A 24,742-nucleotide genomic window follows, 5' to 3' on the forward strand; every position below is an offset into this window, starting at 1 on the left:
CTAAAATTCTCGCTGCGGGGCTTGGGCGATCCGGCGCAATAGCCTACCTTCGGAGACGTCATGACCGCTCAAGACCACACCCATGTGCGCCCGTGGCGACACATCGAGCGCCGCAAGTGCCGCAAGATCCGCGTCGGCGACGTGGAGGTGGGCGGCGACGCGCCGATCACCGTCCAGTCGATGACCAACACCCTGACCGCCGACGCCAACGCGACGATCAATCAGATTCGTCAGCTGGAAGAGGCCGGCGCGGACATCGTGCGGGTGTCCTGCCCCGACGAGGAGTCGACGGCGGCGATGCCCGCCATCGTCAAGGCGGCCAAGGTCCCGATCGTGGCCGACATCCACTTCTACTACAAACGCGGCATCGAGGCGGCCAAGGCGGGCGCGGCCTGCCTGCGCATCAACCCCGGCAACATCGGCTCGCCGGCTCGGGTGCGCGAGGTGATCAACGCGGCCCGCGACCACGGCTGTTCCATGCGCATCGGCGTCAACGCCGGCTCGCTGGAGAAGCACCTGCTGGAGAAATACGGCGAGCCGAACCCGGAAGCGCTGGTCGAAAGCGCGCTGTACCATGCCGACATCCTGCAGCAGCACGATTTCCACGACTTCAAGATCAGCGTAAAGGCATCGGACGTCTTCCTGGCGGTGGCAGCCTATCAGCAACTCGCCGAGGCGTGCGATCACCCCCTGCATATCGGGATCACCGAAGCGGGCGGGCGGCGCATGGGCACGGTGAAATCGTCGATCGGGCTGGGCAGCCTGCTATGGGCCGGCATCGGCGACACATTGCGGGTATCCTTGTCCGATGAGCCCGAGGAAGAGGTTCGCGTCGGCTGGGATATCCTGAAGTCCCTGGGACTGCGGCATCGCGGGGTGAAGATCATCTCCTGCCCGTCCTGCGCGCGTCAGGGCTACAACGTCATCAAAACGGTGGAGACGCTGGAACAGCGGCTGAGCCATATCGAGACACCGATTACCCTTTCGATCATCGGCTGTGTGGTGAACGGCCCGGGCGAGGCACTGATGACCGATATCGGCGTCACCGGCGGCGGCAACGGACGGCACATGGTGTACGCGGCTGGCAAGACCGATCACACCATCGACGGCGACAAGATGATCGATCACATCGTGGGACTGGTCGAAAAGAAGGCCGAGGCGATCCGCGCCGAAAAAGCAGCGGAGAAGCTGGCGGCGGAGTGACCGCCGGCGGGACCGTTGCGCCGCTCGATTTGCTCGCCAAGGTCGACGTTCGGTTTCCGCGCCGTCGTGCGGCACCCGCACACGCTGATCGAACCCGGTCTGCTGCTGCCACTCTGAGCGGAGATTGTCACACTCGGTTCGGGGGCCGGCGTCCAGCAGCCCGAAGGGTCGACCGGACGGCGGCGATGGACCGGGTGTCGCAAGCGGACACGCATTCTTCCTTCCGCGCTGCGTCGAAATGCGCATGCCCCTTCTGTCATTGGTCTGAAAGCTTCATCGTACCCCAGCATGAGACGATCGACTGACGCCATCGGCAGAAGGCGGTTGTCCCTAGTGTTCAGAGTGTCTGGTCCGTTGCGGCGCTGAGCCTGGGAGTTTTCGAGTGCGGTTGATCCCTCGGCGCCGCATTGGCCATCAGGCCGCCGCGATGTGGCATGAATACGCGTCCCACCTGCCGGACGGGCTGTCCAGGGGAGCTGTCCATGTGACTCGTGGCGCGGGAACCGCACTCCAGTTGTGGAATACGTCAGGGTGCAAGCCGACCGTTGCATAAACAGACGATTGCGGTTACCGCTCAACTTCTCACGATGAAGTTGCAGGCGAGAGCAAGGCCAGTAGAGCCCGGACGCGCCCTCCGGCGTTGCGGGCCGGCTGGGTCTTGATGGGCCACTGCTGCGCCATCACCGTGGAGACCTTGATGTCCGTCACTGGCACCACCGGCCCTTCCGGTGCCGCATCCCTCAGAGCGCACAGCCACGTTCGGCTGATCGCAGCCTGCACTATTGGCAATGCGCTGGAATTCTACGATTTCGTTGTCTTCAGCTTCTTCGCGCGCACCATTGGCGCATTGTTCTTCCCCGCCCAGGATCCCACGGCGCAACTGCTGCTGGCCTTCGCGACATACGGTGTCGGTTTCTTCCTGCGCCCGCTGGGTGGGCTCGTGCTGGGAGCCTACGCCGACCGCAAGGGCCGCAAGACTGCCACACTGCTGACGCTGGCGCTGATGGCGCTGGGCACCTGCATGATCGGACTCGCCCCTGCCCATGCCACATCGGGGCTGACCGGTGCATCCATTGTTCTGCTGGGCCGCCTGCTGCAAGGTTTCTCCGCGGGTGGTGAAGTCGGCGCTTCAACCACCCTGCTGGCGGAGCACGCGCCTTCCCATCGGCGCGGCTTCTTCGGCTCCTGGCAACTGGCCAGCCAGGGTCTGGGCGTGACTGCCGCCGCCGTCGTGGCATTCGCGATTACCACGATGCTGCCACCCGCCGACGTCACCGCATGGGGTTGGCGTCTCGCCTTCCTGCTGGGCGCGCTGATCGTGCCGGTGGGGCTGTGGCTGCGCGTGGCGCTGGAGGAGAGCCACGCCAACGAAGCAGATATGCGCACACGCTCGGTATCCTCGTTGCGCATCGCGGTGAAGCAGTTTCCGGGCCGCATTCTGGCCGGTGTCGGGCTGGTGGTCGGCGGCACGGCTGCGAACGCGATCATTGTGCTCTACATGGCCACCTATGCGGTGACACAGCTCCATCTGCCGCCCCAGGCCGGGCTGCTGGCAGGGATCGCCGGCGGACTTGCCAATGTGATCGTCGCCCCGCTCGGCGGCGCCCTGTCGGACAGGGTCGGCCGCAAGCCTGTCATTCTCATATCCTATCTGCTCCTTGTGGTGGCAATCCATCCCGCCTTCCTGGCTCTGAACGCCAGCCCCTCGGTGAACACCCTGCTGTGGATCATTGGCGGGCTGTCGGCCTTGAATACACTCGGCGCGGCGACGGTGATCCTGACCCTGCCCGAAATATTCCCTGTCGAGGCACGAGCCACCGGCATGTCGTTGGTCTACGCTCTGGGTGTGGCGATTTTCGGCGGCTTTGGGCAATTCATCGTCACCTGGCTGATCCAGACCACCGGTAACCCGCTGGCCGCCGCCTGGTACGTGATGGCCTGTGCCGCCGCGACCGTCATTGCCTTGGCCGCCATACCCGAGATGCGCGGGCACAAATTGGTATGATTCCTCTCAGCTTGGTCCGATTCCTGCCATCGCGCCAAAACACACATGGCTGTGTTTGGCATACCGGCTTCTGGCAACAATCGGTTGCAGACCAGTTTTGGGTCCGGTCGCCTTTATCATGCTCTAATGCGGCGAAATCGACAGGAGACCCTGCTTCATGGACCTGATCCCGCAGATCCGCGACGAACAGGCGGCGCTGGCCGCTATCCGCCAGGACATCCACGCCCATCCGGAAATCGGGTTCCAAGAAACCCGCACCGCGGCCCTGGTCGCGGATTGCCTGCGCCGCTGGGGCGTGGATCAGGTGGAGACCGGCATCGGCAAGACCGGCGTCGTCGGCGTGATCGAGGGGCGTGGTCCCGGCCGCACCGTCGGCCTGCGCGCCGACATGGACGCGCTGCCGATGGAGGAGGATACAGGGCTGCCCTTTACCTCTCGCAATCCGGGTGCGTTCCATGGCTGCGGCCATGACGGGCACACCACGATGCTGCTCGGCGCGGCGCAATACCTGGCGGCCAGCCGCTCCTTCCCTGGTCGCGTGATCCTGATTTTCCAGCCGGCGGAGGAACGGTTGACCGGTGCCGATGCGATGATCGCCGACGGGCTGTTCGACCGGTTTCCCTGCGACGAGGTTTACGGGCTTCACAACTGGCCGGGCAAGCCGGCCGGCTGGATCGGCTGCACGCCGGGCGTATCGATGGCCGCATCAAACAGTTTCGATATCGCCATCACCGGCCGCGGCTCCCACGGCGCAATGCCGAACCAGTCGGTCGATCCGGTGATCGTGGCCGTCAGCCTGGCTCAGGCGCTGCAAACGGTGGTCAGCCGCAACGTGCCGCCGCGGCAGATGGCGGTGCTGTCGGTCACCAGTGTCCACGCCGGATCCGCCTATAACGTGGTGCCGGAAGCCGCCTCCCTCTGCGGCACGATCCGTAGTTATGACAAGGCGGTGCACACGCTGATTATCCGCCGGATACAGGAGATCACCGCGGGTATCGCCGCCACCTTCGGCGCCACCGCCACCGTCACGATCAATCCCGGCTGTACCCCGCTGGCCAATGATCCGGCGCTGGCGGACATCGCCTGCCGTATCGCATCAGAATTGGTGGGCGCCGAGAATGTCGACCCGGCGGCGGAGCCGGTCAGCGGCAGCGAGGATTTCGCCGCCATGCTGGAGAAGGTGCCGGGCGCTTATCTGTGGGTTGGCGCGGGCGACGGTAAGAACCTGCACAACCCCGGCTACCGGTTCAATGACGACATCCTGCCGATCGGTGCCAGCCTGCTGGCGCGGATCGCAGAGCGGCGGCTGGCGGGGAACCAGTAGCCAGTGCGGACCATGATTCGTGAGGGCAACAGCCGGTAAGGGGCCGGGAGACATCCCCTCGGCACGCGTCTCTGATTTGCCGTGCCCCGTAGCCTCTGCCGAAACGTGCCCCTATATAAGCCGCCTTATCCAAGGATCCGTCGAGGACCGTTTTGACCGACCTCCAGCCCGCCCGCGGCACCCACGACCTGATCGGCGAGGAACAGCGCCGCTTTGCCCATGTCGCCGACACCGCCCGCCGCATCGCCGCCACCTATGGCTTCGACGAATGGCAGACGCCGATTTTTGAGGATACGCGCGTCTTCTCCCGCACGCTGGGCGAAACCTCCGACGTCGTGACGAAAGAGATGTACAGCTTCACCGACCGGGGCGGCGATTCCGTCACGCTCCGCCCGGAGGGAACGGCGGGCGTTTGCCGAGCACTGGTGACGAACGGGCTGACTCAGTCGTTGCCGCAGAAGGTATTCTATGCCGGCCCGATGTTCCGGTACGAGCGGCCACAGAAAGGCCGGTACCGCCAGTTCCACCAGATCGGCGTGGAACTGATCGGTCCTGGCGAACCGTTGGCGGATGCCGAAGTGATCGCTTGCGGCTGGGATATCCTGCAGGCGCTGGATGTGGCGGACGACGTCGTGCTGGAGCTGAACACGCTGGGCGACAGGGACAGCCGCCTGGCATATCGCGACGCGCTGGTCGCCTATCTCACCGACCATAGGGGATCGTTGTCGCAGGACAGCCTGCATCGGCTGGACCGCAACCCGATGCGTATATTGGACAGCAAGGATGAGAGCGACCGCATCATCGTTGCCAACGCGCCGACCATCGACCGCTACCTGACCGACGCCGCACGCGCCTTCTTCGACGGGTTGCAGACGCATCTGGCGCATTTCAACGTGCCGTTCATCCGCAACCCTCGTATCGTCCGCGGCCTGGATTATTACGGCCACACGGCCTTCGAGTTCGTTACCCAGGCCCTCGGCGCCCAGGGTACGGTGATGGCGGGCGGTCGCTATGACGGGTTGGTCGCGGAAATGGGCGGTCCGCAAACCCCCGCCGTCGGCTGGGCTTCGGGAATCGAGCGCCTTTCGATGCTGCTTGACCAGCCGCCCCCTGCCCCGACCGCGATCGCATTGGTGCCAATCGGAGAGCAGGCCGAGGCGGCCGCCATCCCCATCCTGCAGGCCCTCCGTGCGGCGGGGCTTCGGGCGGAGATGGCGTATCGAGGCAATCTCAAGCGACGGATGGAACGTGCCAACAAGGCCGGCGCCCGCGCCGCGGTCATCCTGGGCGCCGACGACCTGACGGCCGGTGTGGCACAGGTGAAGGACTTGGCATCCGGCACGCAGGAAGCCGTGCCGCTCGATCAGATCGTTGCTTTATTATCATGAAACTGGACGAGAAGCTGGATCGGATCGCCGCCCGCGCGGATGAACTGAGGGCAATGCTGTCCGAGGGCCTCTCCGGCGAGGCTTTCGTCAAGGCGTCGCGCGAGCTGGCCGATATCGAACCCATCGTCGCCCGCGTCGACGACTTGCGTGCGGCGGAACGCGCGCGAGAAGACGCGGAGTCCCTGCTCGCCGATCCAGAGATGAAGGATCTGGCGGAGCAGGAGCTATACGGCCTGAAAGACCGCATCCCGGCGCTGGAACACGAAATCCGTCTGGCGCTGCTGCCCAAGGATGAGGCCGATGAACGCTCCGCCATTCTGGAAATCCGTCCGGCCGCCGGCGGCGATGAGGCTGGTCTGTTCGCCGCCGAGCTGTTCGCCATGTATCAGAAATATGCGGAGAGTAAGGGCTGGAAGTTCGAGGTCCTGGACTACAGCGACACCGGCCTGGGCGGCATCAAGGAGGCCAGCGCCGAAATCACCGGCCGCAACGTCTTCGCCCGGCTGAAATACGAATCCGGCGTGCATCGCGTGCAGCGCGTGCCGGCAACGGAAAGCCAGGGACGCATCCATACCTCCACCGTCACCGTGGCTGTGCTGCCGGAGGCCGAGGAGGTCGATGTCCACATCGACGACGCGGATCTGCGCATCGACATCTACCGTGCCTCCGGCGCCGGCGGGCAGCACGTCAACAAGACCGACAGCGCGGTACGCCTGACCCATATCCCCACGGGCATCGTCGTGGCGATGCAGGAGGAGCGGAGCCAGCACAAGAACCGCGCCAAGGCCATGAAAGTGCTGCGCGCCAGGCTGTATGAGCAGCAGCGCGCCTCGCTCCACGCGGCCCGGTCGGCCGATCGCAAGGCGCAGGTGGGTACCGGCGATCGCAGTGAGCGCATCCGTACCTATAACTTCCCGCAAGGCCGTGTGTCGGATCACCGCATCAACCTGACGTTGTACAAGATCGACCGCGTCATGCAGGGCGAACTGGACGAGTTCATCGACGCCCTGACCGCAGAGGACCAGGCTGCCCGGCTGGCCGCCGAGGAGTGATCGCCGGCACGACACCCATCACCATCAGCCAGGCGGTACGAGAGGGAGCGGAGCGGCTGGCGACGGTCGCTGACAATCCACGCCTCGACTCCCGCCTGCTCCTGGCTCATGCGCTGGGATGCGATCGCAGCGACCTGATCCGCGACCCGCAGCGCCTGATCGATCCCACCGTGTTTCGGCATCTGCTGGCGCGCCGGGAGCGAGCCGAACCGATCGCCCATATTGTCGGCCGGCGTGAGTTCTGGAGCCTGTCCTTCGAGGTCTCGCCGGCTACGCTGGTCCCCCGTCCGGACACCGAAACCCTGGTCGAGGACGCGCTGGCCGCCTTTGCCCGGCGTCCAGCGCCGACGCGGATTCTGGACCTGGGAACCGGCACCGGTTGTCTGCTGCTGGCCCTGCTGCATGAGTTTCCCGATGCGTGGGGTGTCGGCGTGGACCTGGAACCGAGGGCCTCCGCGCTGGCGCAGCGCAATTCCGCCCGGCTGGGGCTGGCCGCGCGGGCCGCGTTCATCACCGGGGATTGGACTGCGCCGCTGGCCGGGCGGTTCGACCTCATCGTGTCCAACCCGCCTTATATTCCCACCCCCGACATGGCGGCGCTGATGCCCGATGTCGTCCAGTACGAACCGCGCCGCGCCCTGGCGGCCGGCCCAGACGGTGGAGATGCCTATCGGCGGGTCATCCCGGCGCTACGCGAGTCGCTTGCACCGAATGGCGTTGCGATCCTTGAACTCGGTGCCGGCCAAGCCAACATGGTCGCGGAGATCGCACGGCCTGATGGCTTTTGCATCACTTTCCGCCAAGATTTGGCGGGAATTCCGCGTGTGATCAGGCTTTCCGCGGCTCTGGACTAAAAAACTGTTTGGCAGCAAGGGGCCCGGAGGCTAATTTGCCCTGGATGGTAAGGACGCCGCGATGCGGTTGTTCCTGGGTGTAATGGCGTATCGCTGACATGGCCGTTACCAACCATCGTCAAACGCCGATGATCGGTGGCCGACCTCGCGGATAGCGCACGGGATCACCATACTCGCGCCCGCTCGCCCCCCTGGTCCGCCCGCAATGGGAAAGCGCGACGGCATAAGCATGAACATGAAACGTATGCGTGGCCGCAACCACCGTTCCGGTGGTGGCGGAGGTGGCGGCGGCGGAATGCGCCACGCGAGCGGCGGTGTTCCGCTAAACCGCAACCACGTCTTCGACAGCAATGGCCCGGATGTCCGGATCCGCGGCACCGCCCAACAATTGTTCGAGAAATATCTGCAACTTGGCCGTGATGCGACCAGTTCCGGCGACCGCGTGCAGGCTGAAGGGTTCTTTCAGCATGCGGAGCACTATTTCCGCATCCTGAATGCTATGAACCAAGCCGCCCAGCAACAACAGCAGCAGCAGGGTCGGCGCCATTACCAGGGCGAAGCCGCTGCCAATGGCGAGGAAAGCGCCCCGCCGGCCGATGCGAATGATATCGAACATCCCGCCGGCTTTGGCGAGCAGCCAGAGGCTCGGGAAATCCCGATCGCCGCAGCGCCGCCCGAGGGCTGAGTTCGATCAGTCGGCTTTGGGTGGGCTCCCGGCCTCGACGCGGCGCCGGGAGGAGGCGGACGTTGGCCTGGACGTAACGCGGAACGTGGCACCCTAGAAAACGTGGCACCCTAGAAAGCGACGGTCAGCGCATAGCCCGCTTATTTGGCCAACGTCGGAATACGTTCGTCAAGCCGACGGCCTGATGATGACGGCTTCAAGATAGGCAGCAGGGACGATCAGCGTGCCACTGCCGTTGTTGTGCTGTTGCAGCAGGCGCAGGATGTCGACTTCGAGTGCCGCCGCGCTTTTGCCATCGAGTGCCGCGAAGGCCCGATTGACCGGTCCATAGAAGCTCCTGAAGGTTTGGAGCCAATGCCCTGGTGTTTCGTAGCGGAAGGTGAAGCTCTGCTCGGAAGCCTGAATCTCATATCCAGCGAACAGTTCCAGCAGACGTCCCATCGTACCCCAGAGCGTCGGCGGCTTGATGCCGGCCGGACGCGGCACATACCTGCTGACGATCTTCAGCAGTTCGCCGATAAACCCGTCGGGCGTCCAGTTGGCCAGACCAATGCGGCCGCCCTTGCGCACCACGCGAGTGAGTTCTGAGGCCGCCTTCTCCTGGTCAGGGGCGAACATGACGCCGAAGGTGGAGAGCGCCGTGTCGAAGCTGCCATCGGCAAAGGGAAGCGCTTCGACATCGGCTTCTTGGAACGCGACCGAAAAACCCTCGGCCTCAGCCCGTTTCTTGCCGTGCTCGAGCAGCGCACCGACGTAATCGGTCGATGTGACACGCGCGAAGCGCCGAGCGGCGGCCAACGTCGCGTTGCCGTTGCCAGCGGCGACATCGAGTACCCGGCTTCCGGCACGCATATCCACCGCCTCGCACAAGCGTTCGCCGACGATCTGCAGCGTCGTACCGATGATCGCGTAGTCGCCGGACGACCAGACGGTCTTCTGGCGCTGCTTGATCGCCGTGTAATCGGGGGCAGTGGATACAACCGACATCGAGAACCTCCATTTGCTTGCCGCAGCGCGGTTTATTGTTGGCCAGGAGGTTTTCACGACGGCGTTGCCGGATTCCAGTTCACCATCTGAATCCGCCCGATACAGAAACTGAACTGGCGAAGGTCCAAGGAAGAGGCGTAACCAGCCTTGCCATGGCCATCCGAAACCACTGCCGGAGAAGGCCCACCATGTCAGACAGCGGTTACAATCAGTTCTGCCCCATCGCCATGGCTGCGGAGATCGTCTGTTCCCGCTGGACGCTGCTCGTCCTGCGCGAACTCCTCATGGGATCGACTCGCTTCAACGAGCTGCGGCGTGGCCTGCCAGGCATGTCTCCGGCCTTGCTTTCCAGGCGTCTGAAGGATCTGGAGGCGGCCGGGATCGTCACGCGGACCGCCACGGTGCGCGGATTCTCTGTGCATGAATACCGCTTGACCGAGGCCGGAGGCGAACTGCGCCCGATCATTGAAGCGGTTGGCGTGTGGGGCCAACGATGGGTCACAACCGAGGCAACGTTAAGCAACCTCGACGCCAATCTGCTGATGTGGGACATCAAGCGGAACATCGATACCGACCCTATGCCGCGCCGGCGCAACACCATCCAGTTCATTTTTGACGAGCAGCCTGTATCGGAACGCAACTATTGGCTCATCGTCGAACCGGACGCGGAAGTGGATTTGTGCACCGTCGATCCTGGTTTCGACGTCGATCTCTACGTATCGACCAGTTTGCGGACGATGACCGAAATCTGGCTGGGCTATTGCACGATCGGTCGGGCGACCGAGGAAGGCCGGCTTGTCCTGACGGGCAGCGGCGCGCTCGCCAATGATCTGCGCGCCTGGCTGAAGCTCAGCGCGTTCGCGAATATCGGGAAGAGAGTGGCTTAGTTTCAGATCGTCCGTCAGCCGGGCCGTACGCCATCAAAAGCTACATCATTCCGCCGAAGCACGGGTTGTGGAATACATCTTCGGCTGGCTTGGCCGCGAAAGGCAGTTGCACAGGTCTTCGAGACGCTGTTCCAGAGTGCGTAGCATGGCTCTTGCTTCGCAAGCTTCAGCCCGATGCTTGATTGCGAGACAGGTTCTATACGGCTTCCATCCGCTGGCCCGTCCGAGCATCGAACAGATGCACCATCGCCGGATCGGGCGTGATGTGGATCATCTCCCCCGGCTTGGCGGCCACCCGCTCGCGGAACGCGGCGATGATCGGGGCGCCGGCGAAGTCCGCCATCACTTGCGTTTCCGACCCCGTCGGCTCGATTACGTTGACTCTGGCCGGGGTACCGCCACCGTTACTCAAACAGAAATGCTCCGGACGAATGCCGTAGATGATCGGGCTGCCGTCGACCACTCCCCGAGTAGACGGCAGCGGCAGCGCTGTCCCCTCCTCCGACCTGAACGCCCCACCATCTACCTTACCCTTCAAAAAATTCATCGCAGGGGAGCCGATAAACCCGGCAACAAATAAATTTGCCGGATAATCGTACAATTCCAACGGAGTGCCGATCTGCTCCACGTTGCCGGCGTTCATCACGACGATCTTGTCAGCCATGGTCATCGCCTCGATCTGGTCGTGCGTGACATACACTGTCGTCGTGGTCAGCCGCTGGTGCAGTTCCTTGATCTCCGCTCGCATGGCGACGCGCAGCTTCGCGTCGAGATTGGACAGAGGTTCATCGAATAGGAACACCTGTGGGTCGCGCACGATTGCCCGTCCCATCGCCACACGCTGCCGCTGCCCACCTGACAATTGCCTCGGATATCGATTCAGATACGGCGCCAGGCTCAAGATCTCCGCCGCTCGGTTTACTTTCTGGTCGATCACCGCCTTCGGTGCGTTCGCCAGGCTCAGCGCGAACGCCATGTTGTCGCGTACCGTCATGTGCGGGTACAGAGCGTAGTTCTGGAACACCATTGCGATGTCCCGTTCCTTCGGCGCGACGTTGTTGACCACTCGCCCGCCGATGGCGATCTCGCCGCCAGTGATATTCTCCAGCCCGGCGATCATCCGCAGCAGTGTCGATTTCCCACAGCCGGACGGGCCGACCAGGATGACGAATTCCCCATCCTCGATCTCGACACTGACGCCGTGCAGCACTTCGTTGGATCCGTAGCGCTTACGGACATCGCGGATGGACACATTGGCCATGCTTGTCTTTCCTCCAAGTAGCGACCGCGCATTCGACGGCGGTTCTCCTGTCCGCTTCCTGGCATGCGCCGCGCCGGCGCGCAAAATCCCCAGGTGACGGACGATGCTCCTGCTGGGCCCAGTGAGTTTGGCCGCAGCCTGGAAATCAAGTCCGTCCGCATTTCAAGATCAGCCCTCACCCTCCCATCCCGAGACGACACAAGGCCACGGCGGGCAACGTGGGAATCTCGGGTTCAGGGTGTCAATCTGCATCGCGGCTACTCCTTCACCGCTCCAGTCATCGAGGACACGTAGTACTCCACGAAGAATGAGTAGATGATTGCCACCGGGACCGAACCCAGCAGCGATCCTGCCATCAAAGACCCCCATTGATAGACGTCACCGGTGACCAGTTCGGTCAGGATTGCCACCGGAACCGTCTTCCTTTCGGTGCTCTGGATGAACGCCAGCGCGTAGATGAACTCGTTCCACGACAGGGTGAATGCGAAAATACCGGCCGAGATCAATCCTGGTACCGCCAGCGGCAGCGTGATTCGCCGCAGGATCTGCAGGCGGGAAGCACCATCGATCAGTGCACATTCCTCCAGCTCATACGGGATCGATTTGAAGTAGCCGATCAGCAGCCACGTGCAAAACGGGATCAGGAACGTCGGATAGGTCAGCACCAGCGCCAACGGGCTATCGAACAGGCCGAACTGGAAGATCAGCGTGGCCAACGGAATGAACAGGATGGTCGGCGGCACCAGATAGGCCAGATAGATCGCCAGGCCGATATGCTGAGCGTGCTGGAACCGTAGCCGCTCGATCGCATAAGCCGCGAGCACGCTGGCACCCACCGAAATGAAGGTCGCTGCCGTGGCGACCCCCATCGTAATCATCAGCCAGCGGGGATATTCTGTATCGAACAGCAGTTTCCTGATGTTCGCCAGTGTCGGCGAGTGCACCCAGAATGGGTTGAACTGCTTGTAGTTGTACATCTCGTAGTCGGGTTTAATCGACGTAATCGCCATCCAGTAGAACGGGAACAACAAGACGATGATGAAGATGGCGAGCGGGATGTACACCGTGATGACGCGCCGCGCCCGCGAATCCCAGCTCAGCAGTTCCGGTGCGTCTTTCAGGGACGCCGCGACTTGAACCTCCTGGTTGGCCGCCAGCGCCTCAGTCATTGTCGCTTCCTTGTTGCCATTTGCGGCGCCCGACGCCGAAGAAACAAACCAGCGTCGCCACTAGCAGGAACGGGATCATGGACACCGCGATCGCCGCCCCCTCGCCCAGTTGCGACCCGGGGATGGCCCGCTGGAACGCCAGCGTCGCCATCAGGTGGGTGGAGTTGAACGGGCCGCCACGGGTAATCGCATAGACCAGCTGGAAGTCGGAAAAGGTGAACAGCACCGACAGTGTCAGTGCCACCGACAGGATCGGCATCAGCAGCGGCACGGTGATGCGGCGGAATTTTTGCCAGCTGCTGGCGCCATCCAGCAGCGCCGCTTCATACAGCGACGGCGAGATGGTTTGCAGCCCGGCCAGCAGCGTGATTGCCACGAATGGAATACCGCGCCAGATATTGGCGACAATCAGCGACCACCGGGCGGACCAGGGCGAACCGAGGAAGTCGATGTAATGGCTCCGCCAGTGCAGCACGTCCACCAAAACGAACGACACGATGGAGAATTGCGGATCGTAGATCCACCACCAGGCGATCGCGGACAGCACTGTCGGCACGATCCACGGCAGCAGCACGATGGCGCGTATGAATGCCTTGAAGGGGATATGGTGGTTCAGCAGCAGCGCCAGCCACAATCCCAGCAGGAATTTCCCGACTGTCGCCACCGCCGTGTAGAAGATCGTATACCACACGGCGCCCCAGAACACCGGGTCGCTGAACAGTGAGGTGAAGTTGTCCAGCCCGATATACTCGCCAGGCTGGCCGATGGTGGTGTCGGTCAGCGACAGCCACAGGCCCAGTCCCAGCGGGTAGGTCAGGAAGATCAGCAGCAATCCCGCCGTGGGCAGCATGCAGAGCGCAACCAGGAACGGCTTCCAGTCGAACAATCGGCTGATACGGGAATGGCGTCGTCGCGGCTTCCATTCCAAGATCAGTTCGCCGGTCGTCGCGTCCATGGTCGCGTCTTCCTTTTGCTATCCCTTGAGGTAACGAGCCGCCTGCCTCGCCGCGGTCTTGACCGCCGCTTCCGGCGTGGCGTTGCCAGTCGCGACCGAGGCGAACATATCCACCAGCGTATAATTGGCCGCGACGGCGGATGACGCCGCCGATATGGGCCCCTTGTAGCTGTCGTAGTACGGCGTATCCATACTGTCGATATACGGCTTCAGCTTCGGGTCCGCGTCCCAGAATGCCATCTTGCCGTAGGCTTTCAGCGAGTTGGACCAGTATCCCAGACAGCCCGCCAACCACGGCGCGTATTGCGGTGCCTCCATCATGAAGCGCAGGTATTCCTTGCAGGCATTGGGATATTTCGTGTGCCTGAAGGCCATCGCGTTGACCACCAGCGACGACGACGGCGATTTCTTGGCCATGCCAAGCGGCGGCACCTGATGGTTGGTGTCCGCCGCGATCGCCTGCAATTTCGGATCGGACGAGTTCTTTGCGACGTAGTAGATCGAGACTCCGTTGAACGTCAGGCTGATGTCACCTGCCGCGAACGCCTTGTTGTTGCTCGGGTCACCCCAGGACAAGGTACCCTCGATCATCTGCGGATACAGCTCTCTGGCATAGTTCAATGCGGCGATTGTCTCTTTCGAATCCAATGAGACCTTCCCTTTTTCGTCGGTCAGCGACGCGCCGAACGACCACAGCAGCCAATTGGCGAAACCATTGCCGTCGCCTACCGCGTGACCCAGCGCGAAGCCGATCGGGTGGTTGTTCTTCTTCAATTTCGTCGCCATTTCCAGGAAACCGGCATGGTCGTTTGGAATGCTGTCGTAGCCGGCTTCTTTCAGCCAGGACACGCGATAAACGGACGCGCCGCCGCTGCCGCCCATCGGAATCGCTAACCAGTCCTGGGTGCCCCAGCGGCAGGAATAGATCTGCGCAAGCTGGTGCCAGCCGCCGTATTTCGCCCCGAGGTATTCGGCGAGGTCATTCATCTGGATCAGTTTGTTGGCATAGATCTGCGGCGCGGAACCGAAACCGATGATGATATCCGGACCGGCACCGGTATTTGCGGCCACCGCCGTCTGGGGCTGCACATCCTCCCACCCGACGAAATCGACGCGAACGGGAATGCCCGTCTGATCACTGAACTTTTTCGTGTTTGCCCTGAACAGCACCTCATCGGGATCGACGAACTTCGCAGGGCGCAGCACACGCAGTGTCGCGCCGGATTCCGCCTTGAAGTCCGGGGACTTCACGTCCGCCGTGGGCACATCCAGATCGGCCGCATGGGCGCCAATCAGCGGCAAGGTGGCCGCGCCGATCAGCGCGGCGGTGCCGGACAAGAGCGTGTCGCGGCGAGTCAAGCCAGCCATTCGATTTCCTTCCCTAAGACCGGACGGAACCTCATCGTGCCGCCGGCTCGCGTCCATGCGTAATGCCGGGGACCGGCGGCAACAAGCGCTGCCCCCTGATCCCGGCACGACGCTTCAACTCTTGTAGTAACGCTGCGCCTGTTGCGCCCCTCGCTTGGCCGCCGCTTCCGGCGTGGCATTGCCGGTGACGACCGAGGCAAACATGTCCACCACGGTATAGTTCGCCGTCACCGCCGAGGACGCCGGCGTCACAGGCCCCTTGTACCCGTCGTAATATGGCGTATCCATGCCGGAGGCATACGGCGCCAGCTTCGGGTCCTCTGTCCAGAATTTCATCTTGGAGTAGGCCTTCAGCGAGTTGGACCAATAGCCGATGCAGTTGGACAGCCAGGGGCCGTATTGATCAGCCTCCATCATGAACCGCAGGTAGTCCTTGGCGGCGTTTGGATACTTGGTATGCTTGAACACCATCGCATTCATCGGCGTCGCCGACATCGGCGAACGGGACGCGACGCCTTTCGGCAGCAATTGATGCTGAGTATCCACCGCCATTTGCTGCAGCTTCGGATCAGGCGAGGTCTTCAGGAAATAATAGATCGACACGCCGTTGAACGTCATGCCGATATCGCCCGCGGCATAGGCTTTGTTATTACCGGAATCGTTCCACGACAAATTACCGGATACCTGCACCTTCTGCAGCTCGGTGGCGTATCTCAGTGCTGCCACCGTCTCCTTGGAATCGAGCGCGATCTTGCCGTTTTCATCCACCAGCATCGCGTTATGCGACCAGAGCAGCCAACTGGCAAAGCCGTTCGCGTCGCCCAGCGCATGACCGAGTGACATACCGAACGGGTGGCCGGCCGCATGCAGCTTCTGGCACAACGCCAAAAATCCCTGATGGTCGTCCGGGATCTTGTCGTAACCCGCTTGCTTCACCCAGGACTGGCGATACACGACCGGCCCGGCACCGCCGCCGATCGGGATCGAGATCCAGTCTTTGGTTTTCCACTTGGTGCCATACAACACAGACAATTCCTGCCAGCCGCCGTATTTCGCCCCCAGATAGTCGGCGAGGTCTGTCATATCGGCGATCTTCGACGCATAGATCTGCGGGTCGGAGCTGAAGCCGACCACGATGTCCGGCCCGGCGCCGGTATTGGCGACAACGGCGGTCTGTGGCCGAATATCCTCCCAGCTGATGAAATCGACGCGCACCGGTATTCCTGTTGCGTCGGTGTACTTCTTGGTGTTCTCCCGCCAATACACCTCATCCGGGTCGATGAACTTCGCCGGCCGTAGTACCCGTAGCTCCGCGCCTTTTTCCAGCTTGTACTCCAGTGGCTTCACATTGGCGGTGGGCACATCGGTCACGGCAGCTCGGGCACGCAAGGTGGGAATGGTCGCCGCCGCGATCGACGCGGAGGCGAGCGTGAGAGATTCACGCCGGGTGATGGTCATGCTATTTGGCTCCCTACCCGGTCTTTGGCTTTCGGAGCCCTTGGCGACCGGAGACCTGCGGCCCCTTGCGGGCGATTATTCCGCGCCGGCGGCGGAAAGGTAAAGGGCAGAAGACTGGACCGCGGGATTCCAGGTTGTCGATTCTCTGCGACGAATGATCCCCGGCAAATTCATGCGCTTCCGGCGCGGAACCCTGCTTGTCCACAATATCGAAATGCGCGACATCGGGGCTGCGGATCGCATTCCCTCTAGCGCGGAGCGGCTTTGCCTTTCCAGGGGCAACCACGAGTAGAAGGCCATCCGCCGTGGCAATATCCCAACCTTTCGCACTTGCTCAGCCAGACTTGCGGGTCAGCAAGCTGAGCTGGATGATTGCGCCAGGCCATGACTTCACCGCACCCATACGGTAAAAGCGGCATCTATCTGGTATTCCAGCTGCGTTTTTAATGGCTCGACCGCGGTCGCGAGCTTTTACTCGTCTGCTTAATGCCGTCCTCGCCATTGCGGCCATGTCCATATGAAGCCGATGCTGGAAAGTGTCTTGCCGGGCACGCCCGCATCCAACCAGACCCCGACCAGCGGCGACGCCGCTTTTCACATCAGGCCGGGCACAATTATGCCCGCCGCAGCGGCCTTTTGACAGCTCGGCGGGTCATATAGACTATTCAGACAAGCTTGGAAGCTCGTCATGACTTGGGAAACCATTGCACCACCGCCAGGACTGGCCCCGCCCAGGCCGATCACGGTGCGCGCGCAATCCATCCCCCCACGCCACTACTTCCCAGAGCACGCCCACGATTGGAACCAAGTCGTCTACGCCATTTCAGGTGTGCTGACAGTCGCCGTCGAAGGACGTTCATTCGTCATCTCCCCCGAACAGGCCGTATGGCTGCCGACCGGCATACAGCACCGGGTGGGCACGCTGCCCGGCGCGGAGTTCTGCATGCGCGCACGCCGGTGCCCATAGCGTCGTTATCCGAATTAACCGTAATCGGTCCGTTCAAGTCGGTCTCACCGTTCATTTATAGCCATGCAGCTACTTGCGATACGAATGATGACGGCGATTACACGGCTCCACTACCGAGATAGGCGCTGTGCAAGATGTCGCTGCCGGCCAGTTCCTTTGCCAACCCCTCATGTACGATGCGCCCCGTTGCCATCAGGTAGCAGCGGTCGGCATGAGCCAGCGCCTTCTCCACCAGTTGTTCCACCAGCAGGATGGCGACGCCGTCGCGCGACAGCGCTCGAGCGACATCCAGGATGCGGTCGATTACCAACGGCGCCAGGCCGCCCGACGGTTCATCCAGGATCAGTAGTTTGGGTTCCGCAATGATTCCCTGCGCCACCGCCAGGATCTGTTGTTGTCCGCCCGACAGGCGGGAGGCTGGCTGGTGCCGTCGCTCCGCCATTTCCGGAAACAGGTCATAGATCGCCGGCAGCTTCGATCGGTCGCCGCGTTTCGATTTGGCGTAAGTGCCGATCAGCAGGTTGTCCTCCACTGTCAGCGGATGGAAGACGCGATGACCCTCCAGAACCTGCACCAGCCCGGCCCTGACGATGTCGCGCGGCGTGGCGCCGGTGATGTCCTGGCCCGCGAACCGCACCGCACCGGATTGCTTCGGGATCAGGCCGGATATGGCATGCAGAATCGTACTCTTGCCGGCGCCGTTGCGGCCCAGCAAGGTGACGAACTCTCCCTCGCCCACGGTCAGGCTGGTGCCGTGCACGACCTCGGCTTTGCCATAGGCGACATGCAGGTCCGCGATCTCCAGCAGCGTATTCATGCGCCCAGATAGACCCTGATGACGTCCGGATCGTTGCGAACCTGTCGCGGCGAGCCATGGGCGATCACGCGGCCCAGATTTAGCGCGGTCACGCGGTCGCAGACGCGGAACACGAAATCGGTATGGTGCTCCACCAGCAGCACGCCAATGCCGGCGTCGCGCATGACGCCGATGATACCGCCCAGGTGCTCGATCTCCGCCACCGTCAGGCCGCCGGCCGGCTCATCCAGCAGCACGAATTTCGGCCGCGCGGTCAGCGCCCGCGCGATCTCCAGAAAGCGCTGCGCCGTGTGTTCCAGCAGCGCCGCACGCAGGTCCATCACCTCGCCCAGGCCGACGCCGTGCAGCATGGCGGCGGCGCGCCCGCGCAGCGCCGCCTCCTCCCGCCGCGGGCGCGGCGCGGCCAGGGCAGTCTCCAGGAAGCTGGCGCGCACATCCGGCCAGCCACCCAGCATGGCATTGTCCAGCACCGGCAGCGCCGCCACCAGCTTGGGTGTCTGGAAAGTACGCGCCAGTCCGGCCCGAGCGCGGGCGCGCACCGGCAGATTGGTCATGTCGGTATCACCCAGGCGGATGCGGCCGGCGTCGATCGTATAGTAGCCGGAGATCAGGTTCAGCATCGTGGTCTTTCCCGATCCGTTTGGCCCGATCAGCCCGTGTACCTCGCCAGGGCGCAGTTCCAGGGACACGGCATCGACCGCTACCAGTCCGCCAAAGCGCTTCATGACCCCAGCGGCTTCCAGCGTCTCGTCCACTCGCGATCGGTTCAATAGACCCCCATTCGCGTGAGCGCCGTTCACGCGCGCGGCCCGATCGCGGAACGAAGCCGGTCCAGGTCGGGCTCGATCCGCGTGGCCTGTCGCGGTGCCGGCCGGAGTTTCTCCGCCAGCCGGTCGATCAGTTCACCGAAGCCGCCGGGGATCACCAGCACCACGACCAGCAGGATGAACCCATAGAAAAAGCTACCATATTTTGCCAGCGGACCAACCAGCTCGGGGATCGCGGCCAGCACGGCGGCGCCGATGAACGGTCCGATGATGACGCCGCGGCCGCCGATGACGATGGCGACGAAAAAGTAGATACCCAGGTTGACGATGAAGGCATCGGGCGTGATGTAGCTCTGCGACGTGGCGTACAACCCACCGGCGACCCCGGCGGTGAAGCCGCTGAAGACGAAGACCAGCAGCTTGGTCAGGTAGATCGGCACCGCAACCGACGAAGCCGCAACAGTGCTGTCACGCAGCGCCACCATCGCTCGGCCCCACATGAAGCGCGCGAGGTTCCAGGTCATCCAGGTGACAAAGGCGGCGATGCCCAGCACCAGCCAATAGAAGCCCCAGGGCGTGTCGAATGGCGCCGGGAAGCTGGGCGCGGCCATGCCGACGCTGCCATTGGTCAGCCATTGCTCCGCCAGCGCCAGTTCGCTGACGATCAGGCCGAACGCCAGCGTGGCCATGGCGAAGTAGAAACCCGGCAGGCGCAGCGACGGCAAGCCGAGCAGCAGGCCGATCACAGCACAGATGGCGCCGCCGGCCAGCAGCGCCAGGAACGGGTTCCAACCCTGCGGCCCGGCCAGCAGGCAGAAGGCGTAGGCGCCGATCGCCAGCAGCCCGACATGGCCGACGGAAAGCTGGCCGGTGAAGCCCACCAGCAGGTTCAGCGTGGCGATCAGCACCCAGTAGACGCCGATGATGGTGGCGACGTGCAGGTAGTAGATGTTGCCGGTGATATAGGGCAGCAGCGCGGCGAACACGGCGAACACCGCAACGATGGCGGGTCGGAGATAGGATTGGCTCATACCTGCCGCACCTGCGTCGCACCGAACAGGCCCTGTGGCCGGACCACCAGCAGCAGGATCAGCAGGCCGATGGCGATGGTCTTTTGATACTGCGCACCAAAGTAATAGGTGGTCAGCGCGGTCAGCGTGCCCAGGATTGCTCCGCCCACCAGCGCGCCAATGGAGCTGCCGATGCCGCCCACCGCCAGCGCGATGAATCCCGACAGGCCCAGCGCGGTGCCCAGCGCGAAATCGGCGAAGGTGAGCTGCCCGGCGGCGAAACCGGACAGCGCGCCGAGGACGCCGGCCAGGACGAAGCTTTCCGCGCGCATGCGGTCGGTGGAGACGCCGCGTGCCCTTGCCGCGAACGTGTCCTCGGACATGGCGATGAACAGCTTGCCAGTCATGGAATGGCGGTAGAATTGTTGCAGCCCCACCGCCATGGCGACCGACAGCAGCAGCGGCAGCCAGAATTTCTGGTCCATCACACCGGCGAACTCCTGCGGGAGTACGCGCGGGAATGGTGTGGGATCGGTGCCCCAGACCAGCGACATCGCCTCCTGCACCATCGTCGCCAGCGCCAGCGTGCTGAGGACCCATAAATGCTCGTCCGACACGGCGACGATGCGGCGCACAGCGATCAGCTCGCTGAGCCAGCCGAAGACGGCGCCGGCCAGCAGGCAGGCAATCAGCCCCACCCAGACCGGCCAGTGCAGATCCAGCACGACCCAGGCGGCGCAGATGCCGCCAACCATCGCGAACTGCCCGGTGCCGAAGCTCAGCACTTTCGAGGTCGAATACATGACGTTGTAGACCAGCGCCGTCATGCCATACAGGCCGCCCAGCGCCAGCCCGCTGATGATCACCAGCAGCACGGGGCCGCCCTCCGCTGAACCGGTCTCATGCCGGCCGCCGCGTTTGAGTCATCACCAGCGCCCTCATCATGGGGGGAAGGAACGGCCGAACGGTCAGCATCAACGCTGCTTGGTCTCAGACGATCTTTACCGGCGGGTAGCCGCCATTCGGAAGTTGCGCATTGGCATTGACCAGGACGATGCCCTCATCCTGGAAGCCGGTGTGATCCTTCGCCGTATAGATGAACGGCCCGTACGGCGCGTTGATCATCGGGATCGATTCCAGCGCCGCTGCCACCTTGAACGAATCGGTGTCGCCGGCCTTGCGCACGCCCTCGGCATAGATCGTCACGGCGGCGTTGCCTTGCAGGAAGGCCGGCAAGCCGGCGGCCATATAGGGACCAATCGAGTCTTTGTGCTTGTCCATGAAGGACTGCACGTTTTCGGGCAGCCGGCCCTGGGCGTCGACGACCTCATGCCGGTAGCCGACGCCATAGACATTGTCCCAATAGGCCCGCTTACCCAGCAGCTTCGCGACCTGTTCCTGCAGGATGGTGGGATGGCCAACGATCGGCACGTTCCAGTTCTGCTCGCCACGGGCGTTCACCAGGCGAGCGACGAAGCCGGTGGCATTCGACCATTCGGTAACGACGTCCGCGCCGGCGTCCTTGGCCTTCAACAGCTCATCCGTCACGTCCGGCTTGTTGGGATCGACGGTGGCCGTATAGACCGGCTTCATGCCGCGCGCCGTCAGGAACTCCGTCACCTTGTCGCGCGACAGCACGCCATAGCCGGTGTTGTCGTTGATGATGGCGATACGGTTCTTCTTCAGGTCCTCGACCATGAACTTCACCGCCACCTTGATCCACTGGCCGTTGGCGTTCAGATTGCGGAATCCCAACGGGTATTTCACCGGGTTGATCAGTTCCTCGACCGATCCACCGATCAGGTGCAGCTTCTTCGCACCGGACACGATCCCCAACGTGGGCAGCGCCTCGCCAGAGTTGATCGGGCCGCACAATACATCGATGTTTTCGTTGTAAACGAGTTCCTTGGCGTAGCTGACCGCCTTCGACGGGTCGGCGGCACTGTCGCGCATGACGATCTCCACCGGGCGGCCCAACAGGCCACCCTTCTCATTGATATCCTGCACCGTCATGCGAAAACCCCAGTCCTGCGCCTGGGCGTTGGAGGCGAACATGCCGGTAACGGCAGCAATCCAGCCCATGCGGATGGGTTTGTTCTGCGCGATGGCCGGCATCGCGAGGCCGGAGACAAGGCCGGCGGTTGCCGCGCCCAGCATCGCCTGCCGGCGTCCGATTCCGGTAGGGCGGATCTTGATCCCTGACATGCGTTTCCTCCAAGACGTTTTTTCCGGCATCTGCTGCCGCGTGTTGTCAGCGATGGTGCCGCGAAGCGCCGTTCCCGGCAATCCCCCTGACGGCGCCTTGCCGCGCAAGCCGGTACCCGGACAGGCTTACAAAGGAATCGCTTTCAGGCTGCCATCCGGCTGGCGCGAATTGGCGATGCAGATCGCCATGCCGTCATCGCCGAAGCCGTTATGATCGGTGGGGGTGTATGAGAATCTCCCGTACGGCGTCTCGATCACCGGGATCGATTCCAGCGCCGCCTTGGTGGCGAACGCCTCGGTGGTGCCGGCCTTCTTCCATCCGGTGACCGGAATCAGCGCGGCGGTCGCCCCCTGCATGATCGCGAAGACGGCCGTCTTGACATAGGGCGCGGCGCCCTCTCGATGCTTGTCCAGGAAGGCTTGCGTTGCAGGAGGCAGCTTGCCGTTGGCATCGGTAACGCTGTTGGCGTAGCCCGCCGCGAAAGCGTTCTCCCAATAAGCCGGCTTGCTCAGCAGCGCGCCAACCTGGTCCTGGTACATGCTGGGATTGCCGACGATCGGCACGTCCCAACCCTGTTCGCCGCGCGCGTTCAGTACCCGCGCCATGAACCCGGTGGCGTTCGTCCAGGTCTGGATGACATCGGCGCCCGACGCGCGTGCCTTGAGGATTTCATCCGTCACGTCGACCTTATTCGGATCGACGGTGACGGTGAAGGCTGGTTTCAACCCTTGCGCGGCCAGCATCTTGACTAGCCCCTGCATGGCCAGCACACCGTAGCCGGTGTTGTCGTCGATGATGGCAATCTTCTTACGGTTCAGCTTCTCCAGGCAGAACCGCGTCGCCACCTTGATATATTGCGTATTGGTGTTCAGGTTGCGAAACGCCAGCGGGTATTTCACCGGGTCGATCAGCTCATCGATGACGCCACCCACCATCTGGATCGTCTTGGCGCCAGAAACCACGCCCAGGGTTGGCAGGACCTCTCCGCTGTTGATCGGACCGCAGACCACGTCGACCTTTTCATTATAAACCAGCTCCTTGGCGAAACTGACGGCTTTCGACGGATCACCGGCCGAGTCGCGCATCACGATCTCCAGCTTGCGGCCGTTGACCCCGCCGGCGTCGTTCAAGTCCTGCACCATGGTGCGGAAACCCCAGTCCTGCGCCTGGGCGTTGCTGGCGAAGACGCCGGTGACGGCGGCGATCCAGCCCATGCGGATCGGCCTGTCCTGCGCGATGGCTGGCATGGCCAGCGAGGCGGCAACGCCCGCCGTGCCCGCGATGAACGGTCGGCGGCCGAGATGGGCGCCACGGGATGCGACCTTGTGCATGCATATCCCTCCCAACGAGCGTCGTTACGCCGGCTCGCATATTATGCGCCATCATTCTTGCAGTGATGCCGCCAGCCGGGCAATAGCCAGCCCGGCTGGCGGCATCACTGCACAACCGTTGCGGACCCACTCATGTCTTAGTGCACAATTCGTTCGGCGCCGATGCAGCCGATCAGGCGGCGCGGCGGCAGATATAGATATCCTCGTCCGGCTTCTGCTCTATGTTAAATCCCGCGCTCCGCAACATCGCGGCGACGCATGCGGCATTTGGAATCCACCAATTGGTCGGATCATCCGCAAAACTGTGCTCGATGAACTGCATTCGGGGCGCGGCTGCCTGACGGAACAGCGTGGTTTCATGAAACGGGTAATTTTTGGCGGCTTCGAATGGCCCGCTTTCACCACGCTGCAGGCACTGGCAGACGAGAATGTCACGGACCGCATGTTCGGATATCAGGTCGAGCGCGAGAAGCGGATGGCGCAGGTGGTACAGCACACCCATGAACAGGACCAGGTCAAAACTCTCACCGAGCTGACCCACATCGTAGACTGACATTTCGCGCAGTTCGACCTGCAACCCCGTTATCTCCGCGGCCAACGCGGCCTGACGCAGGTAACGTGGATCGGAATCGATGCCCAGCACGCGCTCGGCACCACGCCGCTTCATTTCCAGGCTGTAAAAGCCTGCGTTGCAGCCGATATCCAACACGGTCCGGCCACTGAAGTCGGCCGGCAGTGCGCCGGCGAGCCGCTGCCATTTGAATGCGGGATAGTCCCCGAGAAAGTGGTCCGGCGCCGTCTCCACACCACCTAGCCACATGTTATGAAACCAAGGATCCAGTGCGCGAATCCGCGCCTCAAGGCTTGAAGAGCCGTCCGCCATTGTGTTCACCTCCTTCCCTGCCCACATCACGGTCAGGACGAGATTCAGCATTCAACCATCCGCGAGATGCGCTGGCATGCACAGTAACCGCAGGAAACTGAGTGCCAGCGGTAAATGGTAGCATCCAGAACCCGCAGCAGGCCGTACGCCGTCTGGACTCAGCAT

The 24,742-nt window shown here is 63.0% G+C and carries 22 protein-coding genes; 9 read left to right on the plus strand and 13 right to left on the minus strand.

The genetic code is table 11. From position 1 onward, the window contains the following. Window positions 1–60 precede the first annotated feature (60 nt). From ispG to VHC04_RS06090, 7 genes are all read left to right on the plus strand, one after another. Entirely contained in the window at window positions 61–1,203 is a 1,143-nt protein-coding gene (ispG, locus tag VHC04_RS06060) for a flavodoxin-dependent (E)-4-hydroxy-3-methylbut-2-enyl-diphosphate synthase (RefSeq protein ID WP_325679071.1), read from the plus strand. Between the two features lie 697 nt (window positions 1,204–1,900). Then, complete coding sequence (locus tag VHC04_RS06065) at window positions 1,901–3,208, plus strand: MFS transporter (RefSeq protein ID WP_325679073.1); 1,308 nt, start codon at window positions 1,901–1,903, stop codon at window positions 3,206–3,208. Window positions 3,209–3,365: 157 nt separating this feature from the next. Then, complete coding sequence (locus VHC04_RS06070; protein WP_325679075.1) at window positions 3,366–4,532, plus strand: M20 aminoacylase family protein; 1,167 nt, start codon at window positions 3,366–3,368, stop codon at window positions 4,530–4,532. Between the two features lie 152 nt (window positions 4,533–4,684). Further along, the gene (gene hisS, locus VHC04_RS06075) at window positions 4,685–5,920 is read left to right on the plus strand and encodes a histidine--tRNA ligase (RefSeq protein WP_325679077.1); all 1,236 of its coding nucleotides are present in this window, start codon (window positions 4,685–4,687) and stop codon (window positions 5,918–5,920) included. Continuing rightward, window positions 5,917–6,972, plus strand: a complete 1,056-nt coding sequence (gene prfA / locus VHC04_RS06080) for a peptide chain release factor 1 (protein ID WP_325679079.1) — start codon at window positions 5,917–5,919, stop codon at window positions 6,970–6,972. Before hisS ends, prfA begins: the two co-directional genes overlap by 4 nt. Beyond that, window positions 6,969–7,826: a peptide chain release factor N(5)-glutamine methyltransferase gene (gene prmC, locus VHC04_RS06085; RefSeq protein ID WP_325679081.1), complete on the plus strand. Its 858-nt coding sequence runs from the start codon at window positions 6,969–6,971 to the stop codon at window positions 7,824–7,826. The genes prfA and prmC overlap by 4 nt, the downstream gene beginning before the upstream one ends. Before the next feature lie 229 nt (window positions 7,827–8,055). Continuing rightward, window positions 8,056–8,511, plus strand: a complete 456-nt coding sequence (locus tag VHC04_RS06090; RefSeq protein ID WP_325679626.1) for a DUF4167 domain-containing protein — start codon at window positions 8,056–8,058, stop codon at window positions 8,509–8,511. A 168-nt stretch (window positions 8,512–8,679) separates the two neighbouring features. On the opposite strand, the gene VHC04_RS06095 is transcribed toward VHC04_RS06090, so the two are convergent. Continuing rightward, the gene (locus VHC04_RS06095; protein WP_325679083.1) at window positions 8,680–9,498 is read right to left on the minus strand and encodes a class I SAM-dependent methyltransferase; all 819 of its coding nucleotides are present in this window, start codon (window positions 9,496–9,498) and stop codon (window positions 8,680–8,682) included. A gap of 188 nt (window positions 9,499–9,686) precedes the next feature. On the opposite strand from VHC04_RS06095, the gene VHC04_RS06100 reads away from it, so the two are divergent. After that, a complete protein-coding gene (locus tag VHC04_RS06100; protein WP_325679085.1) occupies window positions 9,687–10,385 on the plus strand; it encodes a winged helix-turn-helix transcriptional regulator in 699 nt (232 codons plus the stop codon). A gap of 196 nt (window positions 10,386–10,581) precedes the next feature. Here the strand turns inward: VHC04_RS06100 and VHC04_RS06105 are convergent, their stop codons facing one another. From VHC04_RS06105 to VHC04_RS06125, 5 genes are all read right to left on the minus strand, one after another. Further along, on the minus strand, window positions 10,582–11,646 hold the full coding sequence (locus VHC04_RS06105) for an ABC transporter ATP-binding protein (RefSeq protein WP_325679087.1): 1,065 nt from the start codon (window positions 11,644–11,646) through the stop codon (window positions 10,582–10,584). Window positions 11,647–11,903: 257 nt separating this feature from the next. After that, window positions 11,904–12,815, minus strand: a complete 912-nt coding sequence (locus VHC04_RS06110; RefSeq protein WP_325679089.1) for a carbohydrate ABC transporter permease — start codon at window positions 12,813–12,815, stop codon at window positions 11,904–11,906. Then, window positions 12,808–13,770, minus strand: coding sequence for a carbohydrate ABC transporter permease (locus VHC04_RS06115; protein WP_325679091.1), 963 nt, complete (start codon window positions 13,768–13,770; stop codon window positions 12,808–12,810). The genes VHC04_RS06110 and VHC04_RS06115 overlap by 8 nt, the downstream gene beginning before the upstream one ends. A gap of 18 nt (window positions 13,771–13,788) precedes the next feature. Next, window positions 13,789–15,195 carry an ABC transporter substrate-binding protein gene (locus VHC04_RS06120; RefSeq protein ID WP_325679093.1) on the minus strand — a complete coding sequence of 469 codons (1,407 nt, stop codon included), beginning with the start codon at window positions 15,193–15,195 and terminating at the stop codon, window positions 13,789–13,791. Between the two features lie 57 nt (window positions 15,196–15,252). Next, the gene (locus VHC04_RS06125) at window positions 15,253–16,596 is read right to left on the minus strand and encodes an ABC transporter substrate-binding protein (protein ID WP_325679096.1); all 1,344 of its coding nucleotides are present in this window, start codon (window positions 16,594–16,596) and stop codon (window positions 15,253–15,255) included. A 688-nt stretch (window positions 16,597–17,284) separates the two neighbouring features. Between VHC04_RS06125 and VHC04_RS06130 the strand changes: the two genes are divergently transcribed. After that, window positions 17,285–17,563, plus strand: a complete 279-nt coding sequence (locus tag VHC04_RS06130; RefSeq protein ID WP_325679097.1) for an AraC family ligand binding domain-containing protein — start codon at window positions 17,285–17,287, stop codon at window positions 17,561–17,563. Window positions 17,564–17,660: 97 nt separating this feature from the next. Here the strand turns inward: VHC04_RS06130 and VHC04_RS06135 are convergent, their stop codons facing one another. The 7 genes from VHC04_RS06135 to VHC04_RS06165 all read right to left on the minus strand — a co-directional run bounded on the left by VHC04_RS06135 (window position 17,661) and on the right by VHC04_RS06165 (window position 24,628). Next, window positions 17,661–18,380 carry an ABC transporter ATP-binding protein gene (locus tag VHC04_RS06135; protein ID WP_325679099.1) on the minus strand — a complete coding sequence of 240 codons (720 nt, stop codon included), beginning with the start codon at window positions 18,378–18,380 and terminating at the stop codon, window positions 17,661–17,663. Beyond that, a complete protein-coding gene (locus VHC04_RS06140; protein ID WP_325679101.1) occupies window positions 18,377–19,135 on the minus strand; it encodes an ABC transporter ATP-binding protein in 759 nt (252 codons plus the stop codon). Before VHC04_RS06140 ends, VHC04_RS06135 begins: the two co-directional genes overlap by 4 nt. Before the next feature lie 41 nt (window positions 19,136–19,176). Continuing rightward, window positions 19,177–20,178, minus strand: a complete 1,002-nt coding sequence (locus tag VHC04_RS06145; RefSeq protein ID WP_325679103.1) for a branched-chain amino acid ABC transporter permease — start codon at window positions 20,176–20,178, stop codon at window positions 19,177–19,179. Further along, window positions 20,175–21,032, minus strand: coding sequence for a branched-chain amino acid ABC transporter permease (locus tag VHC04_RS06150; RefSeq protein WP_325679105.1), 858 nt, complete (start codon window positions 21,030–21,032; stop codon window positions 20,175–20,177). The genes VHC04_RS06145 and VHC04_RS06150 overlap by 4 nt, the downstream gene beginning before the upstream one ends. A gap of 115 nt (window positions 21,033–21,147) precedes the next feature. After that, entirely contained in the window at window positions 21,148–22,362 is a 1,215-nt protein-coding gene (locus VHC04_RS06155) for an ABC transporter substrate-binding protein (protein WP_325679107.1), read from the minus strand. Window positions 22,363–22,488: 126 nt separating this feature from the next. Continuing rightward, complete coding sequence (locus tag VHC04_RS06160; RefSeq protein ID WP_325679109.1) at window positions 22,489–23,694, minus strand: ABC transporter substrate-binding protein; 1,206 nt, start codon at window positions 23,692–23,694, stop codon at window positions 22,489–22,491. A gap of 172 nt (window positions 23,695–23,866) precedes the next feature. Beyond that, window positions 23,867–24,628: a TIGR04290 family methyltransferase gene (locus VHC04_RS06165; protein ID WP_325679110.1), complete on the minus strand. Its 762-nt coding sequence runs from the start codon at window positions 24,626–24,628 to the stop codon at window positions 23,867–23,869. Window positions 24,629–24,742: the final 114 nt, after the last annotated feature.

The sequence above is a fragment of the Rhodopila sp. genome (genome assembly GCF_035548095.1).
Classification (GTDB): domain Bacteria; phylum Pseudomonadota; class Alphaproteobacteria; order Acetobacterales; family Acetobacteraceae; genus Rhodopila.

Coding starts and splice junctions, on each gene's coding strand:
- VHC04_RS06145 (WP_325679103.1), bottom strand. CDS start 20,178: ATGAGCCAATCCTATCTCCGACCCGCCATCGTTGCGGTGTTCGCCGTG.
- VHC04_RS06130 (WP_325679097.1), top strand. CDS start 17,285: ATGACTTGGGAAACCATTGCACCACCGCCAGGACTGGCCCCGCCCAGG.
- VHC04_RS06155 (WP_325679107.1), bottom strand. CDS start 22,362: ATGTCAGGGATCAAGATCCGCCCTACCGGAATCGGACGCCGGCAGGCG.
- VHC04_RS06090 (WP_325679626.1), top strand. CDS start 8,056: ATGAACATGAAACGTATGCGTGGCCGCAACCACCGTTCCGGTGGTGGC.
- VHC04_RS06070 (WP_325679075.1), top strand. CDS start 3,366: ATGGACCTGATCCCGCAGATCCGCGACGAACAGGCGGCGCTGGCCGCT.
- VHC04_RS06115 (WP_325679091.1), bottom strand. CDS start 13,770: ATGGACGCGACGACCGGCGAACTGATCTTGGAATGGAAGCCGCGACGA.
- prfA (WP_325679079.1), top strand. CDS start 5,917: ATGAAACTGGACGAGAAGCTGGATCGGATCGCCGCCCGCGCGGATGAA.
- VHC04_RS06100 (WP_325679085.1), top strand. CDS start 9,687: ATGTCAGACAGCGGTTACAATCAGTTCTGCCCCATCGCCATGGCTGCG.
- VHC04_RS06110 (WP_325679089.1), bottom strand. CDS start 12,815: ATGACTGAGGCGCTGGCGGCCAACCAGGAGGTTCAAGTCGCGGCGTCC.
- VHC04_RS06120 (WP_325679093.1), bottom strand. CDS start 15,195: ATGGACGCGAGCCGGCGGCACGATGAGGTTCCGTCCGGTCTTAGGGAA.
- VHC04_RS06160 (WP_325679109.1), bottom strand. CDS start 23,694: ATGCACAAGGTCGCATCCCGTGGCGCCCATCTCGGCCGCCGACCGTTC.
- VHC04_RS06125 (WP_325679096.1), bottom strand. CDS start 16,596: ATGACCATCACCCGGCGTGAATCTCTCACGCTCGCCTCCGCGTCGATC.
- VHC04_RS06165 (WP_325679110.1), bottom strand. CDS start 24,628: ATGCTGAATCTCGTCCTGACCGTGATGTGGGCAGGGAAGGAGGTGAAC.
- VHC04_RS06135 (WP_325679099.1), bottom strand. CDS start 18,380: ATGAATACGCTGCTGGAGATCGCGGACCTGCATGTCGCCTATGGCAAA.
- VHC04_RS06105 (WP_325679087.1), bottom strand. CDS start 11,646: ATGGCCAATGTGTCCATCCGCGATGTCCGTAAGCGCTACGGATCCAAC.
- VHC04_RS06095 (WP_325679083.1), bottom strand. CDS start 9,498: ATGTCGGTTGTATCCACTGCCCCCGATTACACGGCGATCAAGCAGCGC.
- ispG (WP_325679071.1), top strand. CDS start 61: ATGACCGCTCAAGACCACACCCATGTGCGCCCGTGGCGACACATCGAG.
- VHC04_RS06065 (WP_325679073.1), top strand. CDS start 1,901: ATGTCCGTCACTGGCACCACCGGCCCTTCCGGTGCCGCATCCCTCAGA.